The organism is Pseudoalteromonas sp. NC201, from assembly GCF_002850255.1.
In the GTDB taxonomy this organism is placed as follows: Bacteria; Pseudomonadota; Gammaproteobacteria; order Enterobacterales; family Alteromonadaceae; genus Pseudoalteromonas.
In genome coordinates, this window is record NZ_CP022522.1 from 3357400 (window position 1) to 3369952 (window position 12553).

The 12553-nt window shown below is 44.1% G+C and carries 11 protein-coding genes; 3 read left to right on the forward strand and 8 right to left on the reverse strand.

Features of this window, described 5'->3' with window-relative positions; all coding sequences use genetic code 11:
* Positions 1–104: 104 nt before the first annotated feature.
* Positions 105–3989 carry a phosphoribosylformylglycinamidine synthase gene (gene purL, locus PNC201_RS14650; protein WP_102057479.1) on the reverse strand — a complete coding sequence of 1295 codons (3885 nt, stop codon included), beginning with the start codon at positions 3987–3989 and terminating at the stop codon, positions 105–107.
* Positions 3990–4190: 201 nt separating this feature from the next.
* On the opposite strand from purL, the gene mltF reads away from it, so the two are divergent.
* On the forward strand, positions 4191–5621 hold the full coding sequence (gene mltF / locus PNC201_RS14655) for a membrane-bound lytic murein transglycosylase MltF (RefSeq protein WP_102057480.1): 1431 nt from the start codon (positions 4191–4193) through the stop codon (positions 5619–5621).
* Between the two features lie 129 nt (positions 5622–5750).
* Entirely contained in the window at positions 5751–5933 is a 183-nt protein-coding gene (locus PNC201_RS14660; RefSeq protein WP_010374594.1) for a hypothetical protein, read from the forward strand.
* On the opposite strand, the gene tadA is transcribed toward PNC201_RS14660, so the two are convergent.
* The gene (gene tadA / locus PNC201_RS14665) at positions 5930–6430 is read right to left on the reverse strand and encodes a tRNA adenosine(34) deaminase TadA (protein WP_102057481.1); all 501 of its coding nucleotides are present in this window, start codon (positions 6428–6430) and stop codon (positions 5930–5932) included. The genes PNC201_RS14660 and tadA overlap by 4 nt on opposite strands.
* Before the next feature lie 259 nt (positions 6431–6689).
* Here tadA and PNC201_RS14670 point away from each other — a divergent pair, with 259 nt between their 5' ends.
* Positions 6690–7994 carry an inosine/guanosine kinase gene (locus tag PNC201_RS14670; RefSeq protein ID WP_102057482.1) on the forward strand — a complete coding sequence of 435 codons (1305 nt, stop codon included), beginning with the start codon at positions 6690–6692 and terminating at the stop codon, positions 7992–7994.
* Between the two features lie 83 nt (positions 7995–8077).
* Here the strand turns inward: PNC201_RS14670 and glsB are convergent, their stop codons facing one another.
* The 6 genes from glsB to rpmA all read right to left on the reverse strand — a co-directional run bounded on the left by glsB (position 8078) and on the right by rpmA (position 12552).
* Positions 8078–8995: a glutaminase B gene (gene glsB, locus PNC201_RS14675; RefSeq protein ID WP_102057483.1), complete on the reverse strand. Its 918-nt coding sequence runs from the start codon at positions 8993–8995 to the stop codon at positions 8078–8080.
* 86 nt (positions 8996–9081) lie between these two features.
* Positions 9082–9438, reverse strand: a complete 357-nt coding sequence (gene hpf / locus PNC201_RS14680) for a ribosome hibernation-promoting factor, HPF/YfiA family (RefSeq protein ID WP_010374586.1) — start codon at positions 9436–9438, stop codon at positions 9082–9084.
* A 207-nt stretch (positions 9439–9645) separates the two neighbouring features.
* Positions 9646–10017: a DUF3718 domain-containing protein gene (locus PNC201_RS14685; protein WP_010607605.1), complete on the reverse strand. Its 372-nt coding sequence runs from the start codon at positions 10015–10017 to the stop codon at positions 9646–9648.
* Positions 10018–10096: 79 nt separating this feature from the next.
* The gene (gene folA, locus PNC201_RS14690) at positions 10097–10588 is read right to left on the reverse strand and encodes a type 3 dihydrofolate reductase (protein WP_442793309.1); all 492 of its coding nucleotides are present in this window, start codon (positions 10586–10588) and stop codon (positions 10097–10099) included.
* Between the two features lie 380 nt (positions 10589–10968).
* A complete protein-coding gene (gene cgtA / locus PNC201_RS14695) occupies positions 10969–12126 on the reverse strand; it encodes an Obg family GTPase CgtA (protein WP_102057485.1) in 1158 nt (385 codons plus the stop codon).
* A 168-nt stretch (positions 12127–12294) separates the two neighbouring features.
* Positions 12295–12552 carry a 50S ribosomal protein L27 gene (gene rpmA, locus PNC201_RS14700; protein WP_088529763.1) on the reverse strand — a complete coding sequence of 86 codons (258 nt, stop codon included), beginning with the start codon at positions 12550–12552 and terminating at the stop codon, positions 12295–12297.
* Position 12553: the final 1 nt, after the last annotated feature.

A 12553-nucleotide genomic window follows, 5' to 3' on the forward strand; every position in this document is an offset into this window, starting at 1 on the left:
TCGTATCCCTAAAATATGATTGCTATTTCCCTTTCAGTGTACCCGATAGATAATTATCGAGCCATGAATAAAAAAGGTCACCGAAGTGACCTTTTTCAAATATGTTAGCCTACTAGCTTACGCGCATTGCGGAACATACGCATCCAAGGGCTATCTTCTTGCCACTCATCTGGGTGCCAAGAGTTTGCAACTGCTCTGAATACACGCTCAGGGTGCGGCATCATCACAGTTGCACGACCGTCTGTTGACGTCATGCCTGTAATACCAGCAGGTGAACCATTCGGGTTAGCTGGATACTGAGTGGTTGGATCACCGTAGTTATCAACAAACTTCACAGCAACTGAACCTGAATTCAGTGCAGTTTGTACCGCCGCTTCGCTTGCAAACTCAGCATGACCTTCACCATGTGATACCGCGATTGGCATGCGAGAGCCAGCCATACCATCAAAGAAGATTGACGGGCTTTGCTGTACTTCAACTAAGCTGAAACGCGCTTCAAAACGCTCTGACTTGTTGGTGACAAAACGTGGCCAGTTTTCCGTGCCTGGGATCAGCTCTTTTAATGTAGAAAGCATCTGACAACCATTACAAACACCTAAGCTGAAAGTATCTTGGCGTTGGAAGAAGCCTTGGAATTGCTCACGTGCTGAGTCATGGAATAGGATTGATTTAGCCCAGCCTTCACCAGCACCTAATACGTCACCGTATGAGAAGCCACCACATGCCACTAGGCCTTTGAATTGCTCTAGTGTTAAGCGACCTTCAAGGATATCGCTCATGTGTACGTCAATTGCCGCAAAGCCAGCACGGTTAAATGCTGCCGCCATTTCAATATGTGAGTTAACGCCTTGCTCACGCAAGATGGCAACTTGAGGCTTCACCCCTTTTGCAATGTAAGGCGCTGCGATATCTTCGTTTAGATCAAAGCTTAGTTTAACGTTAAGGCCCGGATCTTTGTCATCGAACTTAGCATCAAACTCTTGCTTCGCGCAATCTGGGTTATCACGTAGTGCTTGCATCTGGTAAGTTGTCTCAGCCCAGATAGTGCGAAGCTCAGTGCGAGTGTTTTCAAGTACAGCCTGACCGCCACGAGTAAAGATAACCTTGTCTTCACCGTTTAGCGTACCGATGCGATGTGCAATATCAGCAATACCGTGCTCAGCAAATACCGCTTCAACCGCAGCGATATCGTCATTGCGAACTTGCAACACTGCGCCAAGCTCTTCATTGAATAGCACTTCTAAGTCTGTACCTTGCAGCGCATCTAATTCAATGCTCACACCAGTGTGGCCTGCGAACGCCATTTCCGCAGCAGTGGTGAATAGACCACCGTCAGAGCGGTCGTGGTAAGCGATAAGCTTGCCTGATTCAACTAATGCTTGTACCGCACTGTAGAAGCCTTTTAACAGCTCTGGGCTGTCAACATCAGGTGTCTTGTCGCCAAGTTGCTTGTACACTTGCGCTAAGCTTGACGCGCCAAGACGGTTTTGACCAGCACCTAAGTCAAGTAGGAATAGGCTGGTTTCACCCTTATCAGTACGAAGCTCAGGCGTGACTGTTTTGCGAATATCTTCAACACGGCCAAATGCAGTGATGATAAGTGATAATGGCGCAGTCACTGACTTTTCTTCGCCATTCTCATCCCACTGAGTCTTCATCGACATTGAATCTTTACCAACTGGGATTGTAAGGCCTAATGCAGGACATAATTCTTCACCAACCGCTTTAACCGCTTCGTAAAGACCCGCATCTTCGCCAGGGTGACCCGCAGCCGCCATCCAGTTTGCCGAAAGCTTAATGTTGTTTAGGCTACCGATATTAGCACCAGCGATATTGGTTAACGCTTCTGCTACTGCTAGACGCGCTGATGCACCATAGTTAAGTAGTGCTGCAGGGGTGCGTTCACCCATCGACATCGCTTCACCGTGGTAAGTATCGTAAGTTGCCGCCGTTACCGCACAGTTAGCGACTGGTACCTGCCAAGGGCCAACCATTTGGTCACGTGCAACCAAACCCGTTACGGTTCTGTCACCAATCGTGATAAGGAATGTTTTCTCAGCAATCGTTGGTAGGCGAAGTAAACGCTTAGCTGCATCTTCAAGCTCAATACCAGCAGTATCTAATGCTGTACCCACTACACGCTTTGACTCAACGTCACGATGCATTTTAGGTGGCTTGCCAAGTAAAACGTCTAGTGGCAGGTCCACAGGATTATTATCAAAGTGGCTATCAGCGACTGTTAGGTGACGCTCTTCTGTCGCTTCACCAATTACCGCATATTGTGCGCGCTCACGCTTACAAATTGCTTCAAAGCGAGCAAAGTCTTCAGCTGCAACTGCCAATACATAACGCTCTTGCGACTCGTTACACCAGATTTCGTGTGGTGCCATGCCAGGTTCATCGTTCGGGATGTTACGCAGCTGGAACTTACCACCACGGCCGCCGTCGTCGACAAGCTCAGGAAATGCATTTGATAAACCACCCGCGCCCACATCGTGAATAAACGCAATTGGGTTATCATCACCAAGCTGCCAACATTTGTCGATCACTTCCTGACAACGGCGTTCCATCTCAGGGTTTTCACGCTGAACAGAAGCAAAGTCTAAATCTTCGTTTGATTGGCCAGATGCCATTGATGAAGCAGCCCCGCCGCCAAGACCGATATTCATTGCAGGACCACCAAGTGCGATTAACTTAGCACCTACAGGGATTGAGCCTTTTTGCACGTGATCTTCACGGATGTTACCTAAACCACCAGCGATCATGATTGGCTTGTGGTAACCACGTACTTCAGCGCCATTATGGCTTTCTACTTTTTCTTCGTAAGTACGGAAGTAACCCAATAGGTTTGGACGACCAAATTCGTTGTTAAATGCAGCGCCACCAAGTGGGCCATCAAGCATGATGTCTAATGCATTAACAATGCGTCCTGGTTTACCAAAGTTAGTTTCCCAAGGTTGCTCAAAACCCGGAATACGAAGGTTAGAAACCGTGAAGCCAACTAAACCTGCTTTTGGCTTAGAACCACGGCCGGTTGCACCTTCATCGCGGATCTCACCACCAGAACCTGTTGATGCGCCAGAAAATGGGGCAATCGCCGTTGGGTGGTTGTGCGTTTCCACTTTCATCAGAATGTGGATATCTTCCTCGTGGTAAGCATATTCGCCGTCTGTATTTGGGAAGAAACGACCCGCTTTAGAGCCAACCATTACCGCAGCGTTATCTTTATACGCCGACAATACGTTGTCGCTATTGGTTTCGTAGGTGTTTTTAATCATTTTAAACAGCGACTTAGGCTGTTCTACACCATCGATAGTCCAATCAGCATTGAAAATTTTGTGACGACAGTGCTCAGAGTTTGCTTGAGCGAACATGAACAGTTCGATGTCATTAGGGTTACGGCCAAGCTTTTCAAAGCTTTCTACTAAGTAGTCAATTTCGTCATCGGCAAGTGCAAAGCCTTGCTCAACGTTCGCAACCGCGAGTGCTTCACGGCCGCCACCAAGAATATCCACTGAAGACATTGGACGAGGCGTTTCCGTGCGGAATAATTTAGCTGCATCATCAAGCTCTGCATGAACAGATTCGGTCATGCGGTCATGAAGTAACTGTGCAACTTCGTCGAACTGAGCTTGTGTTAGTTCACCCTCAACATAATAAGCAATACCACGCTCAACACGGTGTACTTGCGTAAGACCACAGTTGTTTGCAATATCTGTCGCTTTAGAAGCCCAAGGAGAGATAGTTCCGATCCTTGGTGTTACCAAGATCAGTTTGCCCTCTGGCGTGTGCTCCGTAATAGTCGGTCCATACTTTAACAGGCTGTTTAGCTTAGTTAACTCAGCCTCTGAAAGCTCAGCCGTTAGATCAGCAAAATGCATGAACTCGGCATAAACATTGGTAACTGGTAATTGAGCTGCAGCGCAGGTTTTAAGGATCTTTTGGACTTTGAAATCTGAAAGTGCAGGTGCACCACGTAGGATTAACATAGGTATTTTCATCCGGGGTTAAGGATTGAACGATATCTTTGGGCGCTCATTATAGTGGAAATAGCGCGCGGAATTAACACTAATTTGTCAAAACTAGAAAATATCATGCAAATCTATCATTACCTTAAGTTAATTCGGCTTTTGCAATTATGATTTTGCTGCGGTAAGTTGGGATTTCGAGCGCAAAAGAGAACCTAGGTCATGTTTAAATACATCTTTATGTGCTTTGTTGTCATCTGTTTAGTTGGGTGCGACAAAGCCCCTCTTAATCAGTTGCAACATGTAAAACAAAATAAGGTATTACGTGTTGGCACGCTCGCGGGCCCGGGAAACTACTACCAAGGCACCACTGGAGAACAAGGGTTCGAATATGAACTGGCGAGTGAATTTGCCAATGAGCTTGGTGTTGAATTACACATTGTTCCTTACTTTAACTTAGATGAGTTATTTGCAAGGCTAGATGCCGGAGACTTAGATATCGTCGCCTCCGCGGTGAGCTTTCACCCATCAAGAACAGCGCAATATCGTTTTGGCCCAACGTATAGAATGATCAGTCAAAAGCTCGTGTACAAACAAGGGAGAGAATGGCCAAGAGACTTTGATGATATTAAAGCGCCAATTACCGTACTTGCACACAGCAACCATGTTATTGCGCTTGAAGAGGCGAAAACAAGCCATCCTCATTTGAGTTGGGAGGTTGTTTCAGATAAAGGTGAGGAAGAGCTGCTTCAGGCCATTATTGATGGAGAGATTGACTACACCATTACAGACTCACATTCACTGGCCCTATTTAGACGCTACCATCCGACCGTCAGTATTGCGTTTTCAGTTACAAAAGATGAACATGTGGCGTGGATGATGCGTAATGAAAAAGACGATTCGTTATATGCGTTGCTGCCTGCATTTTTCGCTCGAGTACAACAAAACAACTTTTTGGCCACACTCGAAGAGAAGTATTTTGGTCATATCGAAGAGTTTAACTATGTAAACACCTTAGCTTTTGTCGAAGCCGTACATAGTACTTTACCAACCTATCTCAAATGGTTTAAAAGTTATTCGAAACAGCACAATATCGATTGGCGTTTGCTGGCTGCAGTCAGCTATCAAGAATCAATGTGGGATCCCAGAGCTAAGTCTCCAACTGGGGTTCGTGGCATCATGATGCTAACACAACCTACGGCTAAAAAAGTTGGCGTGACAAACCGCCTCAATGCACAGCAAAATATTGAAGGTGGCGCCAAATACCTACGTATTTTATTCGACCGTATGCCTGAAGAAATACAGCAGCCCGATAGTACCTGGCTTGCCCTTGCTTCTTACAATGTGGGCTGGGGACATGTGCGAGATGCGCGTAATATTACTGCGGATCAAGGAGGCGATCCGAATAACTGGGCTGACGTTAAAAAACGACTACCACTACTTACTAAAAAGCGCTACTATCGAAATACAAGATATGGATATGCTCGTGGTGATGTCGCGGTAACGTATGTAGATAATATTCGCCGCTATTATGATGCACTAGTGTGGTTGGAAGACAACGGTGCACTCCTACCTGACAGCAGTAAAGCCTCTTCGCAAACGACTCCGGTTGATAATCCAGACAGAGCCAGTGAAGTCGAGAAGCAACAGTAATTTATATTTACTAAACTGGCTTGATAAATGCTTCAAAAGGTCATAAATCTGTCATAGGCATAGCGTATTTATACTAAGTTAATCTTTGGGGGCGTTACCCCCAGCTAATCTCTCACATTCGGAGGTTCTATGTTGAGAAGACGTCGGAATCATCAATTTAAACGTAACACCAAATACACGTCGCCAAATCGCCGTCGTGTCATGATGAAAAATGCACATCGTAAAATGCTCTTGCGCCATCGTATTTTTGCGCTAATTCAAATGGAAGAGCAAAGGGACGCGAAAACAGCCACTGCGGTAGTACAACCCTAAGTACTACCGTTTTTCAACTTTTTTGCTGCTTTAATCTCTTGGCGTCTGCGCTTAAAAAATGCAGACAGCTTTTCGCCACATACTTCACCCAATACGCCCGATGTGACTTCTAGTTGGTGGTTGAGCTTTTCATGCTGTAACAAGTTCATTATCGAACCAGCAGCGCCCGTTTTTGCATCAGAGGCACCAAACACCACTCGGCTCAAGCGGCTATGGACCAGTAAACCAGCACACATAGGACATGGCTCAAGCGTCACATATAAAGTGCAATCTATCAGCCGATAGTTTTCAATGACTTTGCCAGCTTCTCTAATAGCCATCATTTCAGCGTGAGCCGAAGGATCATGACAGGTAATTGAACGGTTCCAACCCGCAGCTATCATTTCACCATCTCTCACTACAACAGCGCCGACAGGAATTTCGTTTTCGGCTTCAGCTTTGTCAGCAAATGCTAACGCCACTTTCATCCAATATTGATCATCTTTTACTTCTGACATGGTAACTTTATTGTCGTCCTCACCTAAAATGGAGTATATCACCTCCAGCAGAGCTCTGGTTAAGCTGCTATTCTTAAATAATCATAGTCACCAATTCAGCTGCTTTTATAAGCAAACTCAGGATGTTACCAACATCTTTTTAATATTTTGCGGACATTATTGATAATTTTCGCAATTTTGCCGTGGCTCACAGGGTTGGATTTACGCTATAATTCGCCGCTTTTTTTATTTCGTAAGCTCAAAAACACACGGGTAGAATATGAAATTTCCGGGACGCCGTAGGCATAAACACTATTTTCCGGTGGAAGATAAAGATCCGCTTATTAACCAGTTACACGCTGATGATCGGCTAAAAAGGAGCTATATCTGTGGTATAGATCAAATCGTCGTTGATATCGAAGCGAAAGTGGATCAAGCTTTTCTTGATGAATTCCACTTACAGCGTGGTATGTCACAAGTGATAGACAATGATGTCACCAACGCCCTTTATGATAGGCTAAAACGTGATGACATGATCGACTATGAATTTGCCGGCGGTACCATAGGTAACACCATGCACAACTATTCGGTACTAGCTGATGACCGCTCAGTACTGCTGGGGGTGATGAGTGAAAGCATAAAGATTGGCAGCTACGCCTATAAATTTTTATGTAATACCTCAAGCCGAGTTGATCTGGACTACTTGCAGCCAGTTGATGGCCCCATTGGTCGTTGTTTTACGCTTATCGATGACAGTGGTGAGCGAACTTTTGCTATCAGCGCAGGATTAATGAATCACCTACGTCCAGAGTCTATTTGCCAAACGCTTATCGAAGAATCATCGGCGTTAGTGATCAGCGCTTATTTGATGCGCACGAGTGGCGACGAAACCATGACACAAGCGACGATGCAGGCGGTTGAGTATGCCAATAATGCCGGCATACCCGTAGTATTGACGCTTGGTACTAAGTTCTTAATTGAACAAGACCCCAAATGGTGGGCTGACTTCGTTGCTAAACATGTTGATATCCTTGCGATGAACGAAGAAGAAGGAGAGGCGATCACAGGCTTTAGCGATCCACTTCTCGCTGCGGATAAAGCACTGGACTGGGTTGATCTGGTCATCTGTACTGCGGGACCTAAAGGGTTGTTTATGGCGGGTTATGTTGATGACTGCTGTAAGCGTGTGACTGAATACCCATTACTTCCCGGTGCTATTCCTGAATTTAATCGCTACGAATTCTCACGCGCAATGAAAAAAGCCCAGTGTGAACAGCCTATCAGAGCATACAGCCATACCGCTCCTTATATGGGTGGACCAGACATCATCAAGAATACTAATGGTGCAGGTGACTGCGCTCTTGCCGCTGTTTTGCATGATATTTGTGCCAATGAATACCATAAACTGAATGTACCAAACTCAGCAAAACATGAGCAAAGTGCAATTACCTATTCATCGCTGGCACAGATAAGCAAGTATGCAAACCGTGCAAGCTACGAGGTACTCGTTCAGCACTCTCCAAGGTTATCTCGAGGCCTACCTGAGCGTGAAGACTCACTAGAGCAATCATACTGGGAACAATAACGGTTCTTAGCTTGTTTAGGATTGGTAAAAATAGCGACTTTGGTCGCTATTTTTATACCATCTAGTTTGTATATAACTTGGCATCAAAAAATAGCAGTACCAAGTTCGTTGGATAGGTATTCTAATGCCGCGATCCCAGCCAAAGAGTTACCAACTTTATCAAGCCCTGGCGACCATACCGAAACCGTAAAACGATTGGGTACGATGGCGATTATCGCCCCCCCGACACCAGACTTGCCAGGCATCCCCACTCGATAACCGAAGTCACCAGCTGCATCGTAAAGACCACTCGTAAACAACAGCGAGTTCATTTGCTTGGTTTGTTTTTTGGTAAGTATCCGCTGTTTTGATAAGTTGCAGTAACCCTGACTAGACAGATAGGAAAATGACTTCGCCAACTCAGTGGTATTCATTTCAATTGCGCAAAAATTGAAATATGACCATAACACATCCTCGACTTCATTATTAAAATTGCCAAATGACTTCATCAAATAAGCCATCGCTGCATTTCTATACCTGTGATCATATTCAGACTGCGCCACAATCTTATTAATACACAGCTTGTCGTTACCAGACATCGCTCTATAGCTTTCTAGCATGGTATGAATTGGAGCAGATAAACGAGAGTACAGCGCATCACAAGTTACAATGGCACCTGCATTTATAAATGGATTTCTTGGAATGCCATTTTCGAACTCAAGCTGAGTTAAGGAGTTAAAAGCTGTACCCGAAGGCTCTTTCCCTACCCGACTCCAAAGCTCGTCACCATAGCGCTGCAGCGCTAACGTCAATGTCATTACTTTGGATACTGATTGAATCGTAAATCTGGCTTCAGTATCTCCGGCACTATAAGTTTCGCCATCTACCGTATGCAGTGAAACAGAAAATTGTTCTAATGGCTGCTCAGCTAAAGCTGGAATATAGTTAGCAACTTTGCCTTGGCGTAACAACGGTTGAACTCGCTGCACAGCCTGTTCTAAAATTTCTTGGTAATTTGGCATATGCTCGTAATTAAGGCTAGCTAGGATGATTGGGGAAGTGTATCAAAAAAGGCCCCGTAGGGCCTGATGTTTATCTGAAACTATGGTTATTTCAGTTCCATTTCTTGAATGATCTCGTGCGCGATAGGTGGCGTTGTACTCACCGGCTTCTGATGTTTATTGGCTTTTAACTGACCTTTTCGGTGCTTCAAAGCTGCATCCAACTTTTTAGACGCTTTGGCAATAGCAGGATACATCACTTCGTCTTCACCTTTTACCGATATTCGGCTACCAGCGTAGTTTGTACTTATCTCCGTGTAAAATTGTTTGTGTTCTTTGCTGACGATGATGTCTAGGGATAACAACGACGGAAAATGGTTAGCGATCTTGGCAAACTTTTCATGAACGTGGTTTTTAACAGCATCGGTTACATCTACGTGATGGCCAGATAAATTAATCTTCATATGCAATCCTTCTTTTGCGTTTACCCTTAACAATAGTATTGGCACGATTACTCGATTTCTCAAGAGCCTTAGCAAAAATTTATTACAAAAATTGGAAGGAAGCTGATTCTAATCAAAAAAACATTTCTAGAAAAATTACGCGATAATAAATCCAGGCATAAAAAAAGCCCTAGTAAGGGCTCTTTTCATATTGCGTAAACTTTACAATTAAAGGCCTGCACGCTCTTTAATGACAGCAATCAATGCTGAACCACCGTGGTTTGACTCAGCCCATGCTAAATCTTTACCGTCTTCTAACGCGCTTTTTGGAATACTTTTAATAATGTATTCCCCAGCATCGTTTGCGTTGCTAGCAATTGCATGTCTTAGTAAGTTATTACCGTTGCACTGAATTGCATCGTAAACATTACGCATTTTAAGGCGTGATGTTTTCAAAGCGTTACGAATGCGATTTTTATCGTCCGCAGCGATATATTCACATATAGAAAGCGCCAACTGATCGTTTGCACTTACCGGTTTGCTGAAAGAAAAAGCAGCAACAGCGATGGAAGCTGACAGTAGCACGGTAGTTAATTTCATTACACAGACCCTTTAATACTTTATTCGTAGCATATAACTGGCTATATTTTAGCAACCTAAACAATTGTTAGCAAGAAACTCATAGTTTTTTGTTCAGAGTTACGAATTTATAACTATGGTTATTTCTCTCGTCAGGTTCGTTACACTCAGTTTCAAGCACTTCCCATTCAGCAACCTGCTCGTAGTCAGGAAATTGAGTATCCCCTTCAACCTCTAAATCGATGAAGGTCAAATAGAGTCGCTGAGCATAAGGTAGAAATATGTCATATATATGACCACCACCAATTATCATAATTTCGTCACACCTTTCAACAGTACTCAATGCGGCTTCAGGCGAAGCGACGACCTCTATACCTTCCTGAGTGTAGTCAAGATTTCTGGATATCACTATGTTTCTACGACCCGGCAGAGGCCTACCAATAGACTCAAATGTTTTTCGACCCATGATCACAGGTTTACCTAGCGTAACCTTTTTGAAATGTTGAAGATCTGCAGGTAAGTGCCACGGCATATCGTTATCTTTTCCGATAACACGGTTATTTGCCATCGCAGCTATCATTGAAATTACCACAACGCACCTTTATAGTATTTTAGTATTAGTTTATACATACAATTAGCATGCAAGATGTTTGATTAACCTGAACTCGGGATAAGAAGTAAGTTAATCCACTAAAATCACTAAGCTCAAAAGCGTAGTATCACTCTAGCCAGGAGTTATTTCTTAATACAAGGCAAATTTGTGCATCAATAGCTGGCCTATTGCAAACAAATTTAACGCAGTAGTAAGGGATAACAGCTGCTAGAGAACAAGTTGTTATCCCGAGTTCAGGTTGATTAGTATATCATCTTCAACAGAATTGCGGCGAGAATACTGAGTTGAAGTATTACACTGTTCAAATAGGCATAAAAAAGGCCCATATAATGGGCCTCTTAGAGTAAACTCAATGTAACTTAACGCTCGTAAATAACTTCCACATCGTAGTCGTCGTCATCCCAATCATCCCAGTCATCATCATCGTCTTTATCATTTTTAGTTGCATGTCTGTGGTATGTGTCCCACTTAAATTCAACTTCTTCTTGCTGCTCTTCTTCGAATTTATCTTTTGGCATGCTTTCGAGAAGGTTCATGATATCAAAGCACAAAGGTTGCGTATTTAACTTGTTTGCAGCAGAGATCATATAAAAGTTTTCTGCGTCTAGCTCTTCAGCAATACGGGCGCATACTTCTTCTCTTTCTTCTTCAAGCAATAAATCCACTTTATTTAGCACTAACCAGCGAGGCTTTTCCGCTAATTTAGGGCTGTATTGATGCAGTTCGTTAATAATAGCGAAGCCATTCTCGACAGGATCACTACCGTCAACCGGCATCACGTCAATAATGTGTAATAACACCCGACAGCGCTCTAAGTGCTTTAAGAAACGAATACCAAGACCCGCACCATCCGCAGCACCTTCGATTAGGCCTGGAATATCAGCAATTACAAATGACTTGCTCGCTTCAGGTCTCACAACACCTAAGTTAGGCACTAGCGTGGTAAATGGATAGTCAGCGACTTTTGGTTTGGCAGCAGATACACTGCGGATAAACGTAGATTTACCAGCATTTGGCAGACCTAACAAACCGACGTCTGCAAGCAGCATTAATTCTAAGCGAAGGTTACGAACTTCACCTTGAGTACCTAGCGTTTTCTGTCTTGGTGCGCGATTAGTACTTGACTTAAAGCGCGTATTACCAAGACCATGATACCCACCTTTCGCTACGATCAGCTTTTGTCCATTTTTGGTCAAATCACCCAAACACTCTTCAGTATCGACATCTGTAACTCTTGTACCAACTGGTACCTTAAGTACTAAGTCCTGACCTTTTTTACCGGTACAATTACGGCCTTGGCCATTGGTACCACGTTCAGCCCTGTGAAAGCGTTCAAACTGATAGTCGATAAGCGTATTTAAATTTTCATCAGCCTGCAGGAATACACTACCGCCATCGCCACCATCACCACCGTCTGGGCCACCATCTGGCACAAACTTTTCGCGGCGGAATGAAACGACACCACTGCCCCCATCTCCGGCTTCCGCTCTAATCTCTACTTCATCGACAAACTTCATGGTTTAAACTCTTTAACTCTGTCTGAATTCACTACACCATTATAGCAGCAGCGACAAATCGCTCCTAATACCAATTGTATTAATACGCCTTGATATAGCTAATTTGGTAATTGATGTGCTGAAAACAAAAAACCCCGCCTAAGCGGGGTTTTTAGTATTTAATACCGATTACTCAGCAACGATGCTAACGTATTTACGGTTTAAAGGACCTTTCTGCTCAAAAACAACTTTACCGTCTGCTTTTGCGAAGATTGTGTGGTCTTTACCGATACCTGCGTTAGAACCAGCGTGGAAACGTGTACCACGTTGACGAACGATGATGCTACCCGCTAGAACTGATTCGCCACCAAAACGTTTAACACCTAAGCGTTTACTTTCTGAATCGCGACCGTTACGAGTACTACCAGCTGCCTTCTTATGTGCCATC